Origin of the sequence: Lysobacter sp. M2-1, from assembly GCF_022662495.1 — a bacterium.
GTDB lineage: Bacteria > Pseudomonadota > Gammaproteobacteria > Xanthomonadales > Xanthomonadaceae > JAKPBU01.
On the sequence record NZ_JAKPBU010000009.1, the window covers coordinates 48,837 to 71,638 of the forward strand.

A 22,802-nucleotide genomic window follows, 5' to 3' on the forward strand; every position below is an offset into this window, starting at 1 on the left:
ATCGGAAAAAAGCAAAGCGAAACGTCAGACCTCTGCGACTCCCGATTCCCCTTTACCGATTCCCGGCTCTTAAGCGGCTCCGGCCAGGCGTGCGGCCTCGGCCAGGTCGACCGAGACCAGACGGCTCACGCCCGGCTCACGCATGGTAACGCCGGAGAGCTGCTGTGCGGCCTCCATGGTCGCCTTGTTGTGGGTGACGAACAGGAACTGGACCTGCTCGCTCATCTCGCCGACCAGGCTGGTGAAGCGACCCACGTTGGCTTCGTCCAGCGGCGCGTCGACCTCGTCGAGCAGGCAGAACGGCGCCGGGTTGAGGCGGAAGATCGCGAACACCAGCGCCACAGCCGTCATCGCCTTCTCGCCGCCGGAAAGCAGCGAAATGTTGGACACGCGCTTGCCGGGCGGCCGCGCCATGATCGCCACACCGGTGTCGAGCAGATCCTCTCCAGTGAGTTCGAGGTAGGCGTGACCGCCGCCGAACAGCCGCGGATAGATCTCCTGCACGCCCGAGTTGACCCGGTCGAAGGTGTCCTTGAAGCGGCCGCGGGTTTCGCGATCGATCTTGCGGATCGCGTCTTCCAGGGTGTCCAGCGCCGTGGTCAGGTCGGTGTGCTGGGAATCGAGGTAGTCCTTGCGCTGCTCGGCTTCGGCGTGCTCGGAGATCGCGGCCAGGTTGACCGGCTCGAGCCGGCGCAGCTTGGCGTCGAAGTCGGTGACGATCTTTTCCCACGCGGCCAGGTCGGCGTCTTCCGGCAGCGTGTTGATCACCTCGTCCAGGACGAAGCCGCCCTGCACCACGGCTTCGGACAGCTGTCCGGCCTTGATCGCGAGGGCCTGCTGATCGAGCTTGCGCTGGCTGATCCTTTCGCGCTGCACCAGCGCCTGCTCGTCGCGATGCTGGCGCGTCAGCTCGTATTCGCGCAGCTCGTGGTCGATCCCGTCGAGCGCGGCGCGCGCCTCGCCAAGCGCGCGTTCGGCCAGGACGCGCTGTTCCAGCGCAGCCTGGCGCTCGGCCTCCAGCGCATGCACCGGGGAATCGCCCTGGGCGAGCTGGCTGGCCAGTTCGCCCAGGCGGCTGTCGAGCTGGCCGCGCTGGCTGCCCATGCGGTCCAGCGATTGGGTCAGCGCAACGATCTGCGCGCGCTGCGATTCGAGCGTGAGCGCCAGGGCGTGCGCGGCATCGCGCGACTCGCGCGCGGCGTTGCGGGCCGAATCGCGGGCCTCGGCAAGGGCGGTGCGTTCGGATTCCAGCGCGCGGCGCGATTGCTCCAGTTCGGCCATGCGCGAAACGGCTGCTTCGAGCCTGGCGCGCGCTTCGCGCGCCTGCTGGGCGGCGGTGGCGATGGTCTCGCCGAGCTGCACGGTTTCGGCTTCGATCTTCGCGATCCGGCCGCGTGCGGAATCCAGCCGGCCCTGACCGCTCTGCAGCTGGCCGGCGAGTTCGGAGACACTGCGGTGGGCGAGGTACAACGCACGCTGTGCGTCCTCACGCTGCTGTTCGGCCACCAGGGCACGGTCGCGCCACGCGGACAGGCCGCGGTCGAGCTCCTGCTCGCGTTGTTGCAGCGCTTCGATCTCGCCGCGCAGGGTCTGGATGTCGCGCTCGCGCAGCAGGGCGCCCTGCTTGGCTGCGCCCGACCGCACGATGCGCACCCAGCCCGCACCTAGCCGTGCGCCGTCGCGGGTGATCACCGAATGGTCGGCATGCCCGTCCGCGGCCAGGCGCGACTGCAGCGCGCTGGCTTCCGGCAGGTTCTCCGCGAAATGCAGCTTGGCCAGCAGGCGGCGGATCGCGAGCGGCCCCTGCACTTTGGCCGCCAGCGAGGTCGGCGCGAAGGCGGGCTCACCGGCTTCGTTCGAGACCAGGGTGAGCCGGCCTTCGCCCAGATCGGCCAGCGCCTCGACCAGGGCCTCGGGCGAATCGACCAGCACGCCTTCGATCAGCTGGCCGAGGGCGGCTTCGACCGCCTGTTCCCAGCCCGCCTCGACCTGCAGCGATTCGCCCACACGGGCGGCCGAATCCAGCCCGCGCCGGCGCAGCCATTCCACCGCCGCGCCCTGCTCCTGGCCTAGCGCGGCGTGTTGCAGCGTCTCCAGCGAGGACAGCCGGCCGCGCTTTTCCTGCGCGGTCTTGCGCACATCGGCCAGTTCGGCCTGCGCTTTGCGGACGTCGTCCTGCAGCGCCAGCACGACCTGCTTGCGCGCATCGACATCGGCGGTGAGCGCATCGAGCGCGGATTTCTGCTCGTCGTGACTGGCCTGGACCTGGGTGAAGGCCGCGGCCAGCGCGTCCAGGTCGAGCCCAGCGCGTTCATTGGCCAGCGCCTCGCGGCGGCGGTCAGCGTCGAGCGACTGGCGGTCGAGGTAATCGACCCGGGTGCGTTCGACATCGCCGGCGCGGGCGGCTTCGTTCTGCTCGCGGCTGTGCGCGTCCCAGCGCTGCTGCCAGTCGGCCAGCGCGGCTTCGGCGTCGCGGAGGGCGGCCTGGCGCGCCTCGTCTTCCGACTGCAGGCGGGACAGCTCCGGCTCGGCCGCGGCGATCGTCTCGCGCAGGCTCGCCAGCCGCGCCTCGTCGCCGCTGATGTGCGAACCCAGTTCCGCCAGCGCGGTCTGCGTCTCGTCGCGAGCCTGCTGCAGGCGGGTGGACAGATCGCGCTGGTGGGCGATCTGCTGCTCGATGCGGGCCAGAGTGCCGCCGACCTCGTAGCTGGAAGCCTGGGCCTTGTTGAGGGCTTCGCTCGCTTCCTCGCGGCGGACCCGGCTGGTTTCGATCTTGGCTTCGGCCTCGCGCTGTTCGGCGATCAGCTGCTGCAGGCGGGTTTCCTCCTGCGCCAGCTTCTCGCGCAGGCCCTGCAGCTGCGCGTCCAGGCCGCGGAACTCCAGCGCCTTCCACTCGGCGTCGCGCACCTTGCGCTCGGCCTGGATGGCAGTGTACTGCTCGGCCTGCCGGGCCTGGCGGGCCAGGTGCTGCAACTGCTTGCCGACCTCGTCGCGCAGGTCGTTGAGCCGGTCGAGGTTCTCGCGGGTGTGACGGATCCGGGTCTCGGTTTCCTTGCGCCGCTCCTTGTACTTGGAGATGCCGGCGGCTTCCTCCAGGTACACGCGCAGGTCCTCGGGCCGGGCCTCGATGATCTGGCTGATCATGCCCTGCTCGATGATCGAGTAGCTGCGCGGCCCCAACCCCGTGCCGAGGAACAGGTCGGTGATGTCGCGCCGGCGGCACTTGCCGCCGTTGAGGTAGTAGTTGCTCTGCCCGTCGCGGCCGACGCTGCGCTTGACCGAGATCTCGTTGAACGCCGCGTACTCGCCGGTGATGGCGTGGTCGGAGTTGTCGAAGATCAGTTCCACCGTGGCCTGCGAGACCGGCTTGCGCGCGGTGGAGCCGGAGAAGATCACGTCGGTGGCGCTGTCGCCGCGCAGACGACTGGCCGTGCTTTCGCCCATCACCCAGCGCACCGCGTCGATGATGTTGGACTTGCCGCAGCCATTGGGCCCGACCACGCCGGTCATGTTGGTCGGCAGGTGCAGGGTGGTAGGGTCGACGAAGGATTTGAAACCGGACAGCTTGATCGTGGACAGGCGCATGCGGCGTCGGAGTACTCGTCTGCGCCCGGGCCAGTGGCTGGCCTGCGCGTGCTTGGGTCAGGAAAGGCTTTCGGAACCGCCTCCAAGCAACTGATTTGCCTAGGGACGGGCCGGCGCGAACGCCGGACAATCGGTGGAGTATAGCGACGCTGGTCGCAGCCGCGTGCCGGCCGGCGGTTGGCCGCGGTGGGCTGGCGTGCTATCAACCGTGCAACGGATTCGTATGCAAACGGAGATTTGCGATGAGCGGAACCTCCGCCGACCCCATCCTGCCGGACGATCCCAACCACCGGCACTACCCGCTGTACCGTCACCTCCTGCAGGGCGTCGCAGCCGCGCAGCCTGGCAGCGGCCCGGAACAACGCGCCAATCTCGCAGCCGGCCTGACCGACGCCTACCTGCAAACCTTGCCCCAGAGCGACCGCGGTCTGCGGCTCGACGAAACCACGGTCCGCGGCCTGGGTGTGGTGGCCGGACGTGCGGACGCGCCCACGCCCTCGCTGTTCGTCGTCGCCGGCAGGCCCGGCGAAGGTGCCCCGCTGATCTCCACCCCTCTGGCGACCGCGGAGATCGCCGCCAGCCGCATCCTGGCGCCCTATGCGCAACAGCGCACGATCGGCGCCGACGGCTACCTGACCGATCCGGAGATCACCCGCACCGCCATTCCGGCGCTGGAACGCGGCGCGTTGCCGGCGGTCAACGCGATCGTGCTGCATCGCACGATGGGCAGCACGGCCGCCGGCACGCTCGGCCATTGGCGCGGTGAGTCGCAACCTTACGGCACCCACTTCCTGATCGACCGCGACGGGACCATCCACCAGACGGCTAGTCTCAACCAGCACACCGCCCACGTCGGCAGGATCAGGTCGCGTGGCGAAGTCGAAGGCAGTCTCTCGCCCGAGGAACAGCGTCAACTGGACGAAGCGCGCCAAGCGCCCGGCAGCGACTACGCTGCCGTGCACCGGATCGAATCGGGCAAGCCCTACCCCCGGCGTTATCCCGGCAATGGCGACAGCGTCGGCATCGAGGTCGTGGCGACTTACGACGAACAGACGCGCACATGGCAGGCCCCCACCGAGCAGCAAACCGCTTCGATCCGCCGATTGGTCGGCATCCTGCAGAACAATTACGGACTGGATGACCATGACATCTACCAGCACGACGCGATTTCGTACAAGACACAGGGCGAAGGTGCTGGCCTGTACCAGCCTGCTGTGCGCAACGTCGACGATCCTGGCCTGCAGCAATCCACCGGCCCCACGCGCTGAAACACCGCTCGCCGGCGGCGCTCCGGAAATCCTCGAAATCTCGGCACCGGTCTACGACCCGACTGGCGCGCGCGGCGACGGGCCCAGACTCGAAGCCGAATGCAAGCGCTGGTCGCTGACGCGCGAGCAGGCCGGGACCTTCTTCCGCCTCAGTCAACCGATCACGGGCGAGCAGAAGCACCATGAGTTCTACTATCTGCCCTGTTCGATCAGGGGTCGGCTGCGGTCGGACGGCCACAGCTGGGACTTCGAGATCAACGCCGCCGCCACTGCGACCTGGAGCAGCGGCAACGAGGTCCGGACCTTCGGCTGCTCGGACCCGGCCTGCGAGCCGTTGGTGCTGATGATGCCGGAAGCCGGCGCGGACTGATCGGCCGCCGGCACAACCCTTCCATCAATCGCGCGTCTGCTCCGGATACAGCGCCAGCAACCGGCGCAGCACGCCGTTGGTCCAGCCGAAGCCGTCCTGCAGCGGGTACTCGCCACCACCGGCCTCGGCGTCGCCGGTGACGTCGTACTTCTCCACCAGCTTGCCGGTCGCGCGGTAGGTGGCGATATTGTGGGCGATCCAGCGCCTGGCGATGTCGTCGGCCAGCGCCTGCTGTCCGGTCTGGCGCAGGCCGTCGATGGCGATCCACTGCAGCGGTGCCCAGCCGTTGGGCAGATCCCACTGCTGGCCGGTGCGCGTGGCCGTGGCAGCGAGCCCGTGCGGTTGCAGCAAATCCTGGCGCAGGCGCTGGGCGACGCGATCGGCGCGCGCGGTATCGGCGATGCCGAAGTACAGCGGATACGCGGTCGCGCCGCTGACGTGGCCGGTGCTGCGGCCATCCTTCCAGCTCACGTCGGCATACATGCCTTTACTCTCGTCCCAGAGCAGGCGGTTGATCGCGGTCTTGCGCGCCTCGGCCTTGCGTTCGAAGTCGCGCGCCCTGTCGGGCTGCGATGCGGCGCGATACGCCTCGGCCAGGGTCAGTTCGAGCCGGTACAGCAGGCTGTTGAGATCCGGCGGCACGATGTCCACGGTGCGGATCGTGGCGAGGGTCTTGCCGTCGTCCAGCCAGCGCGAACTGAAGTCCCAGCCGCTTTCCGCCGCGGCGCGCAGGTTGCGGTAGACCTCGGGCGACGGACGCTTCGACTGCGAGGCCGTCTCCACGTCCTGCCGGTAGCTCTCCGCGCGCGGCGTATCGCAGTCGTCCCAATAGCGGTTGAGCAGAGTGCCGTCCGCCATCTTCACGACGCGCCGATGCGCCTGGCCGGGTGCCAGCTTGTCCGCGCCCTCCATCCAGAACGCATATTCAGCAGCCAGCTGCGGCAGATAGGTTGCGCGCGTCGCAGGACCATCGCGCGCGGCCAGCAGCTCCACCATCGCCGCGAAGAACGGCGGCTGCGAGCGGCTGAGATAGTAGGTGCGGTTGCCATTCGGGATGTGGCCGTAATGGTCGATCAACCAGGCGAAGTTCCTGACCATGTCCACGGCCAGGTCGTGCCGGCCGCTTTCTTCCAGGCCGAGCATGGTGAAGTAGGAATCCCAGTAGTAGATCTCGTTGAAGCGTCCGCCCGGCACCACATAACGATGCGGCAGCGGCAGCAGCGTGCTGCGCGCGTCGCCCGGCGCGGGCTTGCGTTCGAGCACGGGCCAGAGCGCGTCGATATGCGCACGCACGTCCTGGCCGGGGTCGCTGCGATAGGCGTCGTTGGCTGCGCGCGGGAATGCAAAGCGCTCGGTGACGAAGCTGCGCAGATCGAAGCCCGGCCTCGTGCGCGCATGTTCGTATTCGGCGACGATCGCGGCAGGCGGCTGGTTCGCGATCGCATCGACAAGCGATTTGCCGTCAGGGAGCACCGCCTGCGCGTCTTCGAACAGCTCGCCGTACAGCTGCGGCTGACCGGGTACGCAGACCTGGGCCCAGGCCGGAGGGGCCAGCAGACATAGGCTCAGAAGCCAAGTCCGGACGGGTAAGCGCATCGGAAACCTCCTGGACGGCGTGCGCGACTCAACACGGGCTCTTTAGCATAGGCGCCATCCGGGGATTGAGCCCGGACGGAGAGTCCGGCACACTCCGCGCGAGCTTTCGACCCTGCCATTGCTGCAGATCCACGGTCGGACAGCGACAGGGGGCTTTACTGCGCGCCATCCATCCGGCTGGCGTCATGTCGGCTCGGCTTTCCGAGCCAGGGAGGCCTAAGAATGACGTTTTCACGACCCTTCGTCCGGCGAGCGCTGACTGCCGCCATCCTCGTCGCACTACCGACGCTCGCCGTCGCCCAGGATCCACCGCCCGTGGAACAGGCGCCTGCTACGCCAGCGCAGCCGCCCACGGGCAGCGAAGCCACCACGCTCGACACCATCGTCGTCACCGGCAGCGCGACTGGTGGGGTGAAGAAGCTCGAAGCCAGCTACAACATCGTCACCGCCAACGAAGAGCAGATCAAACAGGCCAACCCCAAGAGCACGGCCGACCTGCTGAAGATTTCGCCCGGGATGTGGCCCGAATCCAGCGGCGGCCAGACCGGCGCCAACATCGAGATCGCCGGCTTCCCCGGCGGCGGCGACGCGCCCTACTTCACCACCATGCTGATGGGCTCGCCGTTGTACGGCATGCCGACGCTGTCGTTCTTCGAAACCACCACGATCTTCCGCCTAGACGACACCGTGTCGACGGTGGAAATCCTGCAGGGTGGGCCGTCGGCGGTGTTCGCCGGCGGGCAGATGGGCGCCACCGCCAACTTCTTCCTCAAGACCGGCAGCGATACGCCCTACGGCAGCGTCGGCCTGACCTATGGCGACGAGGGCCTGTGGCGGCTGGATGCGTTCTCGGGATTCCCGGTCGGTAAAAGCGGCTGGTACGGCAGCATCGGCGGGTTCTGGCGCACGTCCGACGGCGTGCGTGACCCCGAATTCACGGCCGACGAAGGCGGCCAGCTCACCGGCACGCTCTCGCGCGATTTCGGCGATCGCGGCAACCTGACGCTGTACGCGCGCTATCTCAACGACAAGAACCAGTTCATCACCCCGATTCCGCTGATCCAGGAAGGTAAGGACAGCTTCCGCGAGTACCCGGGCTTCGATCCGCTTACCGACACCTATTACAGCAAGGCGATCCAGAAAGTGTTTCTGCCCACCTATCCGGGCGGGGGCAAGAATGCGGATCTGGCCGACGGCCGCGGCGCCAAGTTCTTCTTCTTCGGCGGCAACTTCGATTACGCCTTCGACAACGGCTGGTCGATCAGCGACAAGTTCCTGTTCGACGAGGGCGATGCCGATACCAACGCACTGTTTTCGGGCAACAACCCCGCCACGCTCGAAGACATGCTCTATACCGCGGGCACGCCGGGTGGCTTCGTGCTTCCGGCCGGGTCGGCCACGGCGACCTACGTCGGCGGCGGCGCGGTACCGCTGGACCAGAGCGTGATCCAACAGGGCTGGTGGTCGATCCACAAGCACCTGAAGAGCATCAGCAACGACTTCCGCCTGAGCAAGGAGCTGTTCGAGGGCAACACCCTCACCGTCGGCCTGTACGTCAACCACTACACCATGGACGACAAGTGGTCGCTGGGTAACCAGATGCTGATGACCAACGAGCCCAATGCCACGCCGATCACGGTCAGCTATGTCGGTACCGACGGCGTCGTCAGGCAGCGTACCGACAGCCAGGGCTTCGCCGATTTCGGCGGCTTCCATATCGCCCAGCACGGCAGCGCCACCAATACCGCGCTGTACCTGTCCGACTCCTGGCGGATCGGCAAGTGGCTGCTGGACCTGTCCGGGCGTCTGGAAAACCAGGACGCCACCAACAACGTCTGCAACCTGGCCAATGTCGACCTGGACGGCAATCCCAACACGATCTACGACAACAACACCCCGGTCTGTGACGGGACCTACTCGCGCATCCATTACGACAAGACCCACCCCACCTGGACCGCGGGTGCGAACTATGCGTTTACCGACCGCATGTCGGTCTATGGCCGGGCCAACACCGGCGGCCACTTCCTGGACTTCGACAACGGCATCCGCGGAACGACCAACGAAAACTTCCCGCCGATGCAGAAGATCCGCAACTACGAGGTCGGCTTCAAGTACCAGTCCGATCTGTTGTATGCCGATCTCAGCGCCTATCGACGTCGCTTCAAGGGCCTGCTGTACCAGCCCACCGATGGCGCCGGTACGCCGGTCGGCAGTCCGCTGACCTACGGTTCGGACTCGTGGGGCGTGAACTTCATCGGCACCCTGACTCCGGTCGAGAACCTGCGGCTGCAGCTGGTCGCGAATTACCTCGACGGCGAGTACAGCGATTTCGACGCCTGCTTCCCCTACGTCGACATCAACGGCCAGCAGCAGTGCCAGGAAATCGAAGGCCAGCAGCTGCAACGCCAGCCCAAGCTGCGCTTCATGTTCACGCCCAGCTACGAGTTCGTCTTCGACTGGGGCGACATCACGCCGTACATCACCTACACCCACGTCGGCGACCATACCCAGGACCAGTCCGGGCTGCAGCAGCTGGGCTCCTACCACACGCTGGATTTCGGCGTGACCTCCAACGTCGGGCAGCACTGGCAGTTCAATCTGCGTGGGACCAACATGACCAACGAGCTCGGCCTGACCGAGAGCAACTCGCGCATCTTCGGCAGCGCCGTCTCGGGCGCCGACAACGTGCTGCTGGCGCGGCCGATCGAGGGCCGCGAGGTCAACCTGCAGGCGAAGTACAGCTGGTGACCGCGGCGACCACGTGGTCCGGGGACAGCCACGGATGAAGCCGTGGCTGCACCTGTCGTGCGCGCTCGCACTGCTGGCGTCCGTACCTTCGGCCGCTGCTGCGGACGATGCCACACCGCTGCAGTTCCGGATCGAGGAAGGCCGCACGCTCAATGCCTTCTACCGCAAGGACGCAGTGGCGGCGCATCTGCTGCTCAGTTCCGGGGAGCGCCCGCGCGTGCTGGTCGCCTTCCCTGCCGGCAACAGCGGCGTCGGGCTGTGGTTCGAAGACGCCGCGGCCCCGGTGCGATGGGACCTGCGCGAAGTGCACGGCAGCCAGCGGCCGGACCGTTCCGGCCGGCCGTTGCACGGCATCGTGGCGGAGACCAGCGTCGATGCGTCGCGGCTGGTGGTGCGCGATGCCGTGCTGGGCAGCGTGCGCGTGCTGCGCGATTTCCAGCTCGGCGTCGCCTACCCGGCCGAGGTCGCCACCCGTCCGCGGCTGGGAGCGCGCCGCGTGCAATGGTCGCGCCCGCGCCTGGATGGCGGACCTGGGTACGAACTCTCGCTGGAACTGCTCGACGGACACGTCAGCGGCGGCGGTGGCGCACCGCTGGTGCTCAACGCAGATCGCGAAGGCGCACCGCTGCGGATCAGGATCACCGCCCTCACCGGGGAACAACCGCTCGTCCCGCTGCGGGCCGACGCGCTGTTCTCCACCGCTGCCGGCAGCGATCAGCGCAGCCGCGAGGTGCTCGAATTCCTCAGCTACCGGGAGAAATTCCTGGCCGGCTCCTGGCGCTTCGACACCTATTTCGGCCGCGATACGCTGATGTCGTTGCGCCTGCTGATGCCCGCATTGCAGCCGGCCGCCATCGAAGCCGGACTTGCTTCGGTACTGGAGCGCCTGGATCCAAACGGCGAAGTGGCGCACGAGGAAGACATCGGCGAGTTCGCGGTGCTGCGCCATCGCAAGGAAGGCACGATCGGCGACGATCCCGCCGCGCCGATCTACGACTACAAGATGATCGACGACGATCTGATGCTGGCGCCCGTCGCGGCGGCATGGCTGCTGGACACCCCGGAAGGCCACGCCCGGGCCAGCGCCTTTCTTGTGCGCAAGACCACGGCCGGCGAGCCGCTGGGCGCGGCGCTGGCCCGCAACCTGGCCTTCGTCGTCGGCATGGCGCAGCCGTTCGCGCGCGAACCTGCCGCCCGCAACCTGGTCGCGCTCAAGCCGGGCCACAAGGTCGGCCAATGGCGCGACAGTGAAACCGGACTGGGCGGCGGCCGCATTCCCTACGACGTCAACGCGGTGTTCGTCCCGGCGGCACTCGAGGCCATCGCCCGCTTCAACGATGCGCAGATCCTGCAGGGGCATGCGAACGCCGAGCAGCAGCGGGCGCTTGCGGCGGCGCGCGGGCTGGCCGAGATCTGGTCGACCCAGGCGCCGCCGTTGTTCCTTTTCAACGTCGACGCAGGCACGGCGCGCGCGGCGGTGGCGCGCTACGCCAGGACACAGGGCATCGATCCGGCGCCGGCGCTGGCCAGCGTGCCGGAAACCGGCCTGCGCTTCCCCGCGCTCGCCCTGGATGCGGACGGCAGGCCGATCCCGGTGCTGCATTCCGATGGCGGGTTCGCGCTGATGTTCCGTAATCCCGAACCGCAGGAGCTCGACGCGCTGGTCGAAGCGATGCTGCGGCCGTTCCCCGCCGGCCTGATGACCGACGCAGGCCTGCTTGTGGCCAACCCCGCCTACGCCAATTCCGGACTCGGCGCCGAGTTCGGCCGTACCGCCTATCACGGCACCGTGGTCTGGTCCTGGCAGCAGGCGCTGTTGGCGGCCGGGCTGGCACGTCAGCTGCAGCGCAACGACCTTCCAGACACCACCCGCACGCACCTGCGCGACGCACAGCGACGGCTGTGGCAGGCCATCGACGCCACCGGCACGATGCGCACCTCGGAACTGTGGTCTTGGGCGTACGAGGACGGCCGTTATCGCGCGGTGCCGTTCGGTCAGAGCAGCGGCGATGCGGACGAATCGAACGCCGCGCAGCTATGGAGCACGGTTTATCTGGCGATCCCGCCGCCGGCCGATTCGGACGCCGAAGTACGCCGCACAGAGGCGCCTGCACCTTCTCCCTGAAACCACACTGCACGGGCGCCCTCTGCGGAACGTCGCACTGCAGACCGGGCCGATCCGCCTGCCCGGCTAGAGCCGCTCGCCGCTGGCCCCATCGAACACGTGCAGCCGCCCAGGCGAGACCCGCAGCGACAGCGACGCGCCGGGTTGCGGCAAGTCGTCTGCAGCGACGCGGGCGATGAGGCCGTGCGCGCCATGGCGCAGGTTGACGTAGGCCTCGCTGCCGACCGGTTCGACAACTTCGACCTGTGCGTCGAAGCCTGCCCCGTTGCCGGCCGGCAGCAGATGCTCGGGGCGAATGCCGACGCGCACCTCGCGTCCGATCCAATCGCGCGGGATGTCGGCGCCGTCCAGCGGCAGCCGCGCGCCGTCGCCCAGGTGCAGCGCAGGCCCGTCCTCGCCCACCAGTGTCCCGGCCAGCAGGTTCATCGCCGGGCTGCCCAGGAAGCTGGCGACGAATACATTGGCCGGTTTCGCATACAGCGCCATCGGCGTGTCGATCTGCTGGATGCGGCCATCCTTCAGCACCACGATCCGCTGGCCCAGGGTCATCGCCTCGACCTGGTCATGGGTGACATAGACCATGGTCGCGCCGAGCTTGCGGTGCAGGCGCGCGATCTCCACCCGCATGCCGGCGCGCAGCTTGGCGTCGAGGTTGGAAAGGGGCTCGTCCAGCAGGAACGCCTGCGGGTGCCGCACCAGCGCCCGCCCAAGGGCCACGCGCTGGCGCTGGCCGCCCGAGAGCTGGGCCGGCTTGCGATCGAGCACGGTATCGAGCTCCAGCATCGCAGCGGCTGCCCGCACGCGGGCCTCGACCTGCGCCCGGGTCTGTCCGCGCAGCTTCAATGCGAAAGCCAGGTTCTCCGCCACGGTCATGTGCGGGTACAACGCGTAGCTCTGGAACACCATCGCGACGTCGCGATCCTTCGGCGCGACATCGTTGACGACCCGGTCGCCGATGCGCAGCGTGCCGGAAGTGATCGTCTCGAGGCCGGCGATCATCCGCAGCAGACTGGACTTGCCGCAGCCCGACGGTCCCACCAGCACCAGCAGCTCGCCATCTGCCACCTGGAACGTTGCGTCTTCCACGGCGACGAAGCCGTTGGAATAGACCTTGCGCACGTTTTCCAGGGCGACATTCGCCATACGGCCTCCACCGGGGCTGTGCGGGCTGCAATCGCGCAGCCGCTGGGCTATTCTGGCATGTAATCGTTTACACGACGCCGCCCGCGAGACGCACGGAAGATTGATGAATCCAACGCCGAAATTCCCGGACGGATTTCTCTGGGGCACCGCCACTGCCGCCCATCAGATCGAAGGCTCTCCCCTGGCCGATGGTGCCGGGCCGAGCATCTGGACCCGCTTCGCCCACACGCCCGGCATGACCGTCAACGGCGATACCGGCGATATCGCCTGCGACCACTATCGGCGCTGGAAGGACGACGTTGCTTTGATGCGCGAGCTGGGCATGCAGGCCTACCGGTTCAGCGTGTCGTGGTCGCGGGTGTTGCCCGAGGGCGTTGGCCGCATCAACCAGAAGGGTCTCGATTTCTACTCGCGCCTGGTCGACGAACTGCTCGCCAACGGCATCGAGCCGCTGCTCACCCTGTACCACTGGGACCTGCCCGCGGCGCTCGACGACCGCGGCGGCTGGCTCAACCGTGACTGCGCCGACTGGTTCGCCGAGTACGGCAGCGTGCTGTACCGCGCGCTCGACGGACGCGTGAAGAAATGGGTGACGCTCAACGAGCCGTGGGTGATCACCGACGGCGGTTACCTGCACGGAGCGCTCGCGCCCGGGCATCGCAGCAAGTACGAGGCACCCATCGCAAGCCACAACCTGATGCGCGCGCATGGCGCCGCCGTGCAGGCCTACCGCGCCATCGGTGCGCACCAGATCGGCCTGGTCGTGAACATCGAACCCAAGTACCCGGCGAGCGATCTGGCCGATGACGCCGCCGCGGTGGCCCGGGCGCACGCCTACATGAACGAGCAGTACCTGCACCCTGCCCTGCTCGGCCGCTATCCGGGTGAATTGCAGGAGGTCTTCGGCCACGCATGGCCGGAATGGCCGGTCGGCGATTTCGACCTGATCCGCCAGCCGCTGGATTTCGTCGGAATCAATTACTACACGCGCAGCGTGACCCGGGCAGCAGAGACCTACCCGCTCAACGCCGAAGCGGTCAGGCAGGACGATGCGCTCTACACCGAGACCGGCTGGGAAGTGTTTCCCCAGGGGCTTACCGACACCCTGCTGTGGTTCAAGCGCACCTATGGCGACCTGCCGGTCTATGTCACCGAGAACGGCGCGGCGTTCCCCGATCCGGAGCGCGTCGAGAATGGCGTGGTGCACGACCCGCTGCGCGTCGAGTACCTGCGCTCGCACCTGCGTGCGGTGCATGCCGCGATCGAAGCGGGCGTGGATGTCCGCGGCTACATGCTCTGGTCGCTGATGGACAACATGGAATGGTCGCTGGGCTACTCCAAACGCTTCGGGATCGTGCATGTCGACTACGACACGCTCGAGCGCACGCCGAAGGACAGCGCCAGGTTCTACAGCCGCGTGGTGTCCAGTCACGGAGCGGCCCTTGCCGGCGGCGATGGCGATGCCGAAGGCACAACGCGAACCATCCTGGCGCTGCCTGGGCAATAATCGACGGTTCCGGCGGCCCTGCATGGGCCGGACCTCCCCCCGCTTCCTGCCCAGGTACGTAGCGACCCATGATCGACACCCTGCTGCTGTTCGGTGCCACCGGCGATCTCGCCCAGCGCTATCTGTTTCCGTCGCTGGCGCACCTGCTGCGCGACCGCCTGCTGCCCGATGATTTCCGCGTGGTCGCCATTGGCCGCACCCAGCACGACGACACCGGCTTCGCCAACTGGCTGCGCAGCAGGATCCGTGGGGAACGCGAGCAGGCCGGCCTGGAAGCCCTGCTGCGCCGTACCCGCTACCACGCGCTCGACCTCAACGATCCGGAAGGGATGACCGCTGCGCTCGCGCAGTACGCCGACCGCCCCTGCGTGAGCTATCTGTCCACGCCACCGGACCTGTTCGCCGGCGCCTGCCGCGGGCTGAAGGCCGCGGGCCTGCTGGAACCGCCATCGCGGCTGGTGCTGGAAAAGCCCATCGGCCACGACCTGGACTCTGCGCGCGCCATCGACGCCACGCTCAAGGCCAACCTGGACGAATCGCGGATCTTCCGCATCGACCACTACCTGGGCAAGGCGCCAGTGCAGAACCTGCTGGCGCTGCGCTTCGGCAACACCCTGCTCGAGGCGGTGTGGCACAACCGCTGGATCGAGTCGGTGCATATCCTGGTGGGCGAGACCGCCGGCGTGGACGGGCGCGAGGGCTATTACGCCAACTATGGCGCCCTGCGCGACATGGTCCAGAACCACATGCTGCAGCTGCTGGCGCTGATCGCGATGGAGCCACCGAGCGCACTGGATGCCGACAGCATCCGCGACGAGAAGCGCAAGGTACTGCGCGCGCTGCGGCCGATGCAGCCCGGCGAGGTCGAAATCGACAGCGTTCGCGGCCGCTACGATGCGGGCGTGGTCGAGGGTCACGCGGTGCCGGGGTTCAAGTTCGAAGGCGAGGTGGAAACCTTCGTCGCGCTGCGCGCCTGGATCGACAACTGGCGTTGGGCCGGCGTGCCGTTCCACCTGGTCACCGGCAAGCGGATGGCGGCGCGCAACACCGAGGTCGTGGTGACGTTCAAGCCGGTGACGCACTGGCTGTTCGATCGCCCGCACCGCGACGGCGCCGCGCCGAACCGGCTGTCGATGCGGCTGCAGCCGGAAGAGACCATCGAACTGGACCTGATGGGCAGCCTGGCGGCCCCCGAATTCGGTGGTATGGAGCTGCAACCGCTAGAGCTGGATCTGTCGATGGCGCAGCCGCAGCGGCGCATCGCGTACGAGCGCCTGCTGCTGGACGCCCTGCACGGCAACCAGACCCTGTTCGTGCGCGACGACGAAGTGGAAGCCGCGTGGCGCTGGATCGACAGCATCAGCGATGCCTGGGGACAGGCATCGACGAGCGTGCGACGTTATCCTGCCGGCTCGTGGGGGCCGGAACAGGCCAATGGCTTCCTGCCCCCCGATATCGCCAACGGAACCTGACGCATGAGTGCAGCGCTCGTCCTGCTCGCGGATATCGGCGGTACCAATGCCCGCTTTGCCCTGGCAGACGTGACCGCACCGTCACCGCTGCTGGCCGACAGCGTGCGCGTATACGAAGTCGACGACTTCCCCTCGCTGCCCGATGCCGCCGCGCGCTATCTGCAGGACACCGGAGCACAGGTGAAGCGGGCGGTGATCGCGGTCGCCGGTCGCGTCGATGGCGACGAGGCGCGCATCACCAACTTCCCGTGGGTGATCTCGATCCCGCGCACCTGTCAGGCGCTGCAGCTCGATGGCATGCGCCTGGTCAACGATTTCACCGCGCAGTCGATGGCGGTGCTGGCGCTGCAGCCGAAGGATGTCATCGCCATCGGCGGCACCCCCTGGCCGGCCAATCGTGGCGAACACGGCAACGACCGCACCTTCGCCGTGATCGGACCCGGCACCGGTCTCGGCGTCGGCGGGCTGCTGATCCGAGGGCGCCGCCCGTTCCCGCTGTCGACCGAAGGTGGCCACGTCGACTTCGCGCCCGGCAATCCCGAGGAAATCGCGATCCTGCAGCAGCTGTCGCAGGAGTACGGACGGGTGTCGATCGAACGCCTGATCAGCGGCATGGGGCTGGTCAACCTGCACCGCGCCCTGAGCCGCATCGCCGGGGTGGATCCAGGCCCGATGGAACCGCGCGACGTCACCGAGGGCGCGAAGCGGGGCGATCCACGCTGCATGCGTGCGGTGGACGTGTTCTGCGCCGTGTTCGGCGCGGCTGCCGGCGACCTGGTGCTCACGATCGGCGCCTGGGACGGCGTGTTCCTGGCCGGCGGACTGGTGCCGAAGCTGATCGACACGCTGCAACACTCGGCCTTCCGCGCTCGCTTCGAACACAAGGGCCGGTTCTCGCCGACCATGGCCACGATCCCCACCCTGGCGGTCATGCACCCGCAGCCCGGGCTGCTGGGTGCAGCGGTCATCGCCATCGAGAGCGCCGCGATCGAAGGCGCGGCCCGGGAAGCGGCACGATGACCACGCCAGCGACACCGCGACGCGGCCGCGTGCAGTTTCGTGAGCATGCAAACGCGGAAGTCTGGGCGCGCTCGGCTGCAATCGCCATCGGCCATGCGTTGGGCGAAACGTTGCGCGAACGCGAGCGCACGAGGCTCCTGCTTTCAGGCGGTAGCACGCCTGCTCCTGTCTATGCCGAGCTGGCGCAGCTGGACCTGGACTGGAAACGCGTGGATGCGGCGCTGGTGGACGAACGCTGGCTGCAACCCGACGACCCGGACAGCAATGGGCGCCTGATACGCGAAACCCTGCTGCACGGCCCAGCCGCCGCCGCGCACTTCGAAGGCCTCACCCGCACCGGCCAGACGATCGAGGAGGCAGTCCGCGTGGCCAACCTGCACGCTCACCAGTCCGCCGACGTGGTGGTGCTCGGCATGGGCGACGATGGACACACCGCATCGCTGTTTCCGCGCATGCGCGGACTCGACGAAGCGCTCGCTTCTGAACAGGCCTATGTCGCCGTCGACACGGCCGGCTGTCCCGGCGCGGGCCGCTTCGCCCGACGCATCAGCCTCACACCCGCCGGCCTGGCGCCGTCGCATGCGCGCTTCCTGCTGATCCGTGGCGCAGCGAAGCGGGCCCTGTTCGAGCGCGCCGTGGACGGCGACAACGTGCGCGAACTGCCGATCCGCCTGGCCTTCACCACGCCGGGTGCAAGCTTGCAGGTGCATTGGGCACCGTAGGGGAGGAACTAGTGGGGAAGAACTAGAAACTAGTGTCCTGCCCCGCCCTCACCCGCAGCCTGCTCTTCGCCACTCTCTCGTTTCTAGTTTCTAGTTCCTACTCCAAAGTGCCTACTCACCATGCCTCTTGACCCCCGCATCGCCGCCATCACTGATCGCATCCGCGAGCGAAGCCGCGCCACGCGCGCCGCATATCTGGAAGTCGTGCAGGCGACCGCCGCGCGCGGTCCCAATCGAGCCCACCTGAGCTGCGGCAACCTGGCGCACGTGACGGCCGCGGCGGGCGCAGACAAGGAACGGCTCAAGCGCGACGCCACGCCCAACCTGGCCATCGTCAGCGCCTACAACGACATGCTTTCGGCGCACCAGCCTTACGAGGGCTATCCTGAATTCATCCGCCAGCACGCGCGCGCGCTCGGGGCCAGTGCGCAGGTCGCTGGCGGCGTCCCGGCGATGTGCGACGGCGTGACCCAGGGCCGCCCCGGCATGGAGCTTTCGCTTTTCTCCCGCGACGTGATCGCACAGGCCACCGCCGTGTCGCTGAGTCACGACGCGTTCGACAGCGCCGTGTACCTGGGCATCTGCGACAAGATCGTGCCGGGCCTGCTGATCGGTGCGCTCGCCTTCGGGCACCTGCCGGCCGTGTTCGTGCCGGGCGGGCCGATGCCGTCGGGCATCTCCAACAAACAGAAGGCGGCCGTGCGCGAACGTTATGCCGCGGGCGAAGCCACGCGCGAAGAACTGCTCGAAGCCGAATCCGGCAGCTACCACGCGCCAGGTACCTGCACCTTCTACGGCACCGCCAACTCCAACCAGGTGTTGCTGGAAGCGATGGGCCTGCAGCTGCCCGGCTCGTCCTTCGTGCAGCCAGGCACGGAACTGCGGGCCGCCTGCACGCGCGCCGCGGTCGAACGCGCGCTGCGCATCACCGCGCTCGGCGCGGACCCGCGGCCGATCGGGCGTCTGGTCGACGAGCGCACGATGGTCAACGCGATCGCCGCGCTGGTCGCGACCGGTGGCTCCACCAACCACACCATCCATTTCGTGGCGGTCGCGCGCGCGGCGGGCATCGTGCTGACCTGGGAGGACATCGACGCCATCGCCCAGGCGGTGCCGTTGCTGGCGCGGGTGTACCCCAACGGGGACGCCGATGTGAACCGCTTCAACGAGGTTGGCGGCACCGCGTTCGTGATCCGCGAACTGCTCGATGCCGGACTGATGCACGACGACATCCCCACGATCGTGCCAGGCGGCATGCGCGCCTATGCCGACGCCCCGCAGCTCGACGGCAGCGAGGGCGAAGGCCGGCTCACCTACGCACCGGTCCCCGCGATCTCGGGCGACGACAGCGTGCTGCGTACCGTCGCCACGGCCTTCGAAGCCCAGGGCGGGCTGCGCCTGGTCAACGGCAACCTGGGCCGCGGCCTAATCAAGCTGTCGGCGATCAAGCCCGAATACCGCAGCATCACCGCGCCGGCGGTGGTGGTGGACAATCCGCAGGCCCTCAACAAACTGCATGCCGCAGGCGCGCTGCCGCAGGATTTCATCGCGGTGGTCCGCTTCCAGGGCCCGCATGCCAACGGCATGCCGGAAATGCATTCGCTCACCCCGCTGCTGGGCATGCTCCAGAACCAGGGGCGGCGGGTGGCATTGGTCACCGATGGCCGCCTGTCCGGCGCGTCAGGGAAGATCCCATCAGCCATCCATGTCACCCCCGAGGCCAAGCGCGGCGGCGCGCTCGCCAAGCTGCGTGAAGGCGACATGATCCGCCTCGACGGCGAAGCCGGCGTGCTTGAAGTGCTGGTCGATGCCGCCGAATGGAACATGCGCACACCCGCTCGCGATTCCACCCCGCCGGCCTGGGACCTGGGCCGAAACCTGTTCGCGATCAACCGCCAGGTGGCCACGCCCGCCGACGAAGGTGCACTGTCGATCTCGTGCGGCGCCCCGGTGCACGATGAAGGACACGCGCCCGAATACGACGCCGAATACCAGCTCGGCGAATCCGCTGCCGCTGCGGACGCTCCGCACGAAGCCAAGGACGCCTGACCATGCCGCACACGCACGTTGAATCCGCCGCACTCGAGCAGCGTCAGCAGCTCGCCGAAACGATGCTGCGGGAAGCCGGCGTCATGCCGGTTTTGACCGTCGTCAGCGTCGCCCAGGGCCTGGACACCGTACGCGCCCTGGTGGCCGGCGGACTGCGCACGATCGAACTGGTGCTGCGCACCCCGGCCGCGCTGGATGCGCTGGCGGCGATCAAGGATGCGTTTCCCGACTGCAAGGTCGGCGCCGGCACCGTGCTCGAACCAGCGCAGGTGGATGCGGTCGAGGAACTCGGTGCCGACTTCATCGTCACGCCCGGTGTTTCGCCGCATCTGCTCGATGCCTTGGTGCAATCCTCGCTGCCGGTGGTGCCGGGCGCAGCCACCCCCAGCGAGCTGTTGGCCCTGCAGGAACGCGGCATCCGGGTCGCCAAGCTGTTTCCGGTCGCGGCGCTAGGGGGTATCCCGCTGCTCCGGGCCGTGGCGGGCCCGCTGCCGAAAATGAAGCTGTGCGCCAACGGGGGCGTTGATGAAGCCAGCGCCGCCGCCTACCTGGCCGAACCGAATGTGCTGTGCGTGGGTGGCTCGTGGATGGTGCCCCAAGGCTGGATTGCGGCGGGCGACTGGGACAGGGTCGAAGCCAGCGCGCGCAAGGCCGCCGCCATCGCGTCGAACCGCTGACGCCCCGGGGAGCAGCTTTGCAGCTGCAGCCCGTGGGAGCGGCCTCGGCCGTGAATGCTCTTGTCTTTTCGCGTGACCGGCTCGCGAAGAGCAATCGCGGCCAAGGCCGCTCCTACATCCGGCTAGCGATCAATCCTTTTCCTTGCCGATCACCTTGCCGGTCCTGGGATCGAGCTTGAGTTCCACGTCCTTGCCGGCAGGATCGTCGGCCTCGGCATTCCAGATGCCGTCCTCGTAATCCACGTCGTGGACGTTGGTGTAGCCCTGCGCCGCGAGTGCCGCGTGCACGTCTCTTTCGCTCAGCTGCGCCACCTGTTCGTCCGGGTAAACCTCGCCGGTCGCCGGATCCAGGCGCACGTCGACCCGGTTGCCGTCGGCGCTGCGCGCATCCGCCTTCCACACGCCGTCGCCGAACTTGATGTCATTGATCTCGGTGTAACCCTTGGCCTCGAGCGTCGCACGCACCTGTGCCTCGGTCATCGCGACGGTCTGCTGCGCCCAGGCGGGCGCGGCGACGCCAGTGCAAAGAATGAATGCGACAACCAGCGGCGCGAATCGGGTCGCGTCGGTACGGAGCTTGTTCATGCTGCCTCCTGCGCTTCACGGGCGGACGAGTCTCGCCGCGGAAACACGAACCTGCAGTGAACCGCGGCCCGCGCGCAGTACCGGGTTCTGAACGGTATGCGTTGGCGACGGGTTTCCGGGTTCCAGCGCAGGCGTCGTTAACGCCTATCCCTTGACGCTGCCCAGCAGCAATCCCTGGATGTAGTAGCGCTGCAGCAGCAGGAACAGCAGCAACACCGGCAGTACGGTCACGACCGCGCCGGCCATCATCATTTCCACGTCCATGTAATGCTCGCGCGACAATGCCGCCAGCGCGACGGGGAGCGTGTAGTGTTCATGGTCGGTCAGCACGATCAGCGGCCACATGAAGTCGTTCCACGCTGCCATGAAGGTAAAGATGGCCAGAGTCACCAGCACCGGCTTGAGCATCGGCAGCACGATCCGGAAGAAGATCCGCAGCTCACCCGCTCCGTCGATGCGAGCCGCCTCGATCAGCTCGTCGGGGATGCTGCGCGTGTACTGTCGGACCAGGAAGATGCCGAACACGGTCGCCAGCGCCGGGATGACCACACCGGCATAGCTGTTGACCAATCCCAGCTGCTTCATCAGCAGGAACAGCGGCAGCATCGCCACCTGCGCCGGGATCACCAGCGCCGCCAGCAGCAGCCGGAACAGCTGCTCGCGGCCGCGGAAGCGCAGCTTTGCGAAGGCATAGCCGGCCATGGTGTTCACCAACAGCGACAGCGCCGTGATCGACAGCGACACCAGCAGGCTGTTGGCGAAATAGCGACCCATGCCCATGCGCTCGAACAACGCGCGATACGCCTGGACGCCGGGTGTGTCGGGCAGCAACGGCGGTGGGAAACTGTTGGCCTCGCCTGGCGACATGAAGGAAACCGAGATCATCCACGCCAGCGGCGCCAGGCTCAGAATCGCCAGCACGGCCAGCGCGCCATTGACGAGCACGGCATGCAACCGCGAATCGCCGATGTTGCGCGAGACGCTCAAGAGACCGCTCCCCGGGTTGTTCGCGCGCAAGTCACTACACCAGCTCCTTCCTGCGCCCGAACCTCAGCAACACCGCCGTAATCGCCAGGATGATCAGGAACAGCAGGAACGCCACCGCCGAGGCACGGCCCAGCGTCCACCACTTGAAGCCTTCCTCGAACATGAAATACAGCACGCTCACCGTGCTCTGCAGCGGATCGCCGCGGGTCATGACGTAGGGCTCGGCGAACAGCTGGAAGTAACCGGAGATGGTGATCACGCCCACCACCAGCAGCACCGGCCCGAGCTGCGGCAGGGTGATGTGCCAGAACTGCTGCCAACGGGACGCGCCATCGATGCGCGCCGCCTCGTACAGGTCCTGCGGGATCGCCTGCAGGCCGGCCAGGAAGATGACCATGTTGTAGCCGAAGTTCTTCCACACGGCGAACAGGATGATCGTGGGCATCGCCCAGCGCGGATCGCCGAACCAGTCGACGGCTCCGATGCCCAGCTGGCCCAGCGCCCAGTTCACCAGGCCGTACTGGGTGTGGAACAGATAGCGCCAGATCACCGCCACCGCGACGAGGGTCGTCACCACCGGCGCGAACAGCGCGGTGCGGAACAGCGGCTTGAAGCGCGCGACCCTGGCATTGAGCAGCAACGCGGCGCCGAGCGAGACCGCGATCGATAGCGGCACGCCCGCGAGCACGAAGTAGGTCGTGTTCCACAGGGCCTTCCAGAAAATCGGTGTCTGCAGCAGATCGAGGTAATTGCCCAGCGCGACGAAGCGCAGGTTGCGCATGTCGGCCAGGGCGTACAGGTCGAAGTCGGTGAGGCTCAGGGCCAGGGCCGCCATCACCGGCAGGAAGAAGAACACGCCCAACACCACCAACGCGGGTGCCGCGAACGCCCAGCCGGCGAGCGAAGCGCGGTTCACGGCAATCGCCTCTGCTGCGGAAGAGACACTTT

Annotated in this window: 16 protein-coding genes; 10 read left to right on the forward strand and 6 right to left on the reverse strand. The window is 67.7% G+C overall.

All coding sequences use genetic code 11. The features are described from left to right. Window positions 1–69 precede the first annotated feature (69 nt). Window positions 70–3,585, reverse strand: coding sequence for a chromosome segregation protein SMC (gene smc / locus MC375_RS14450; protein ID WP_242104105.1), 3,516 nt, complete (start codon window positions 3,583–3,585; stop codon window positions 70–72). Between the two features lie 242 nt (window positions 3,586–3,827). Here smc and MC375_RS14455 point away from each other — a divergent pair, with 242 nt between their 5' ends. Continuing rightward, window positions 3,828–4,853 carry a peptidoglycan recognition family protein gene (locus MC375_RS14455; protein ID WP_242104106.1) on the forward strand — a complete coding sequence of 342 codons (1,026 nt, stop codon included), beginning with the start codon at window positions 3,828–3,830 and terminating at the stop codon, window positions 4,851–4,853. Then, entirely contained in the window at window positions 4,777–5,223 is a 447-nt protein-coding gene (locus MC375_RS14460) for a hypothetical protein (protein WP_242104107.1), read from the forward strand. The genes MC375_RS14455 and MC375_RS14460 overlap by 77 nt, the downstream gene beginning before the upstream one ends. A 24-nt stretch (window positions 5,224–5,247) precedes the next feature. On the opposite strand, the gene treF is transcribed toward MC375_RS14460, so the two are convergent. After that, complete coding sequence (gene treF / locus MC375_RS14465) at window positions 5,248–6,819, reverse strand: alpha,alpha-trehalase TreF (RefSeq protein ID WP_242104108.1); 1,572 nt, start codon at window positions 6,817–6,819, stop codon at window positions 5,248–5,250. Between the two features lie 222 nt (window positions 6,820–7,041). On the opposite strand from treF, the gene MC375_RS14470 reads away from it, so the two are divergent. Together MC375_RS14470 and MC375_RS14475 are read left to right on the forward strand one after the other, a co-directional pair. Then, a complete protein-coding gene (locus MC375_RS14470; RefSeq protein ID WP_242104109.1) occupies window positions 7,042–9,567 on the forward strand; it encodes a TonB-dependent receptor in 2,526 nt (841 codons plus the stop codon). A gap of 34 nt (window positions 9,568–9,601) precedes the next feature. Beyond that, the gene (locus MC375_RS14475) at window positions 9,602–11,692 is read left to right on the forward strand and encodes a hypothetical protein (RefSeq protein ID WP_242104110.1); all 2,091 of its coding nucleotides are present in this window, start codon (window positions 9,602–9,604) and stop codon (window positions 11,690–11,692) included. Window positions 11,693–11,758: 66 nt separating this feature from the next. Here the strand turns inward: MC375_RS14475 and ugpC are convergent, their stop codons facing one another. After that, entirely contained in the window at window positions 11,759–12,835 is a 1,077-nt protein-coding gene (gene ugpC / locus MC375_RS14480; protein WP_242104111.1) for a sn-glycerol-3-phosphate ABC transporter ATP-binding protein UgpC, read from the reverse strand. Between the two features lie 103 nt (window positions 12,836–12,938). Between ugpC and MC375_RS14485 the strand changes: the two genes are divergently transcribed. The 6 genes from MC375_RS14485 (at window position 12,939) to eda (ending at window position 20,282) form a co-directional block, all read left to right on the forward strand. Beyond that, the gene (locus MC375_RS14485; RefSeq protein WP_242104112.1) at window positions 12,939–14,342 is read left to right on the forward strand and encodes a GH1 family beta-glucosidase; all 1,404 of its coding nucleotides are present in this window, start codon (window positions 12,939–12,941) and stop codon (window positions 14,340–14,342) included. Between the two features lie 68 nt (window positions 14,343–14,410). Next, on the forward strand, window positions 14,411–15,814 hold the full coding sequence (gene zwf, locus MC375_RS14490) for a glucose-6-phosphate dehydrogenase (protein ID WP_242104113.1): 1,404 nt from the start codon (window positions 14,411–14,413) through the stop codon (window positions 15,812–15,814). A gap of 3 nt (window positions 15,815–15,817) precedes the next feature. Further along, a complete protein-coding gene (gene glk, locus MC375_RS14495; RefSeq protein WP_242104114.1) occupies window positions 15,818–16,834 on the forward strand; it encodes a glucokinase in 1,017 nt (338 codons plus the stop codon). Beyond that, window positions 16,831–17,556, forward strand: coding sequence for a 6-phosphogluconolactonase (gene pgl / locus MC375_RS14500; RefSeq protein ID WP_242104115.1), 726 nt, complete (start codon window positions 16,831–16,833; stop codon window positions 17,554–17,556). Before glk ends, pgl begins: the two co-directional genes overlap by 4 nt. A gap of 120 nt (window positions 17,557–17,676) precedes the next feature. Then, window positions 17,677–19,605: a phosphogluconate dehydratase gene (edd, locus tag MC375_RS14505; protein ID WP_242104116.1), complete on the forward strand. Its 1,929-nt coding sequence runs from the start codon at window positions 17,677–17,679 to the stop codon at window positions 19,603–19,605. Window positions 19,606–19,607: 2 nt separating this feature from the next. Further along, a complete protein-coding gene (gene eda / locus MC375_RS14510) occupies window positions 19,608–20,282 on the forward strand; it encodes a bifunctional 4-hydroxy-2-oxoglutarate aldolase/2-dehydro-3-deoxy-phosphogluconate aldolase (protein WP_242104117.1) in 675 nt (224 codons plus the stop codon). A 129-nt stretch (window positions 20,283–20,411) separates the two neighbouring features. Here eda and MC375_RS14515 read toward each other — a convergent pair whose 3' ends face one another. The 3 genes from MC375_RS14515 to MC375_RS14525 form a co-directional block, all read right to left on the reverse strand. Further along, the gene (locus MC375_RS14515; RefSeq protein ID WP_242104118.1) at window positions 20,412–20,867 is read right to left on the reverse strand and encodes a PepSY domain-containing protein; all 456 of its coding nucleotides are present in this window, start codon (window positions 20,865–20,867) and stop codon (window positions 20,412–20,414) included. A gap of 144 nt (window positions 20,868–21,011) precedes the next feature. Beyond that, entirely contained in the window at window positions 21,012–21,854 is an 843-nt protein-coding gene (locus MC375_RS14520; RefSeq protein ID WP_242104119.1) for a carbohydrate ABC transporter permease, read from the reverse strand. A gap of 34 nt (window positions 21,855–21,888) precedes the next feature. After that, window positions 21,889–22,770, reverse strand: a complete 882-nt coding sequence (locus MC375_RS14525) for a sugar ABC transporter permease (protein WP_242104120.1) — start codon at window positions 22,768–22,770, stop codon at window positions 21,889–21,891. Window positions 22,771–22,802 lie beyond the last annotated feature (32 nt).

Coding starts and splice junctions, on each gene's coding strand:
- pgl (WP_242104115.1), top strand. CDS start 16,831: ATGACCACGCCAGCGACACCGCGACGCGGCCGCGTGCAGTTTCGTGAG.
- MC375_RS14485 (WP_242104112.1), top strand. CDS start 12,939: ATGAATCCAACGCCGAAATTCCCGGACGGATTTCTCTGGGGCACCGCC.
- MC375_RS14515 (WP_242104118.1), bottom strand. CDS start 20,867: ATGAACAAGCTCCGTACCGACGCGACCCGATTCGCGCCGCTGGTTGTC.
- eda (WP_242104117.1), top strand. CDS start 19,608: ATGCCGCACACGCACGTTGAATCCGCCGCACTCGAGCAGCGTCAGCAG.
- MC375_RS14475 (WP_242104110.1), top strand. CDS start 9,602: ATGAAGCCGTGGCTGCACCTGTCGTGCGCGCTCGCACTGCTGGCGTCC.
- glk (WP_242104114.1), top strand. CDS start 15,818: ATGAGTGCAGCGCTCGTCCTGCTCGCGGATATCGGCGGTACCAATGCC.
- treF (WP_242104108.1), bottom strand. CDS start 6,819: ATGCGCTTACCCGTCCGGACTTGGCTTCTGAGCCTATGTCTGCTGGCC.
- MC375_RS14455 (WP_242104106.1), top strand. CDS start 3,828: ATGAGCGGAACCTCCGCCGACCCCATCCTGCCGGACGATCCCAACCAC.
- edd (WP_242104116.1), top strand. CDS start 17,677: ATGCCTCTTGACCCCCGCATCGCCGCCATCACTGATCGCATCCGCGAG.
- ugpC (WP_242104111.1), bottom strand. CDS start 12,835: ATGGCGAATGTCGCCCTGGAAAACGTGCGCAAGGTCTATTCCAACGGC.
- MC375_RS14470 (WP_242104109.1), top strand. CDS start 7,042: ATGACGTTTTCACGACCCTTCGTCCGGCGAGCGCTGACTGCCGCCATC.
- zwf (WP_242104113.1), top strand. CDS start 14,411: ATGATCGACACCCTGCTGCTGTTCGGTGCCACCGGCGATCTCGCCCAG.
- smc (WP_242104105.1), bottom strand. CDS start 3,585: ATGCGCCTGTCCACGATCAAGCTGTCCGGTTTCAAATCCTTCGTCGAC.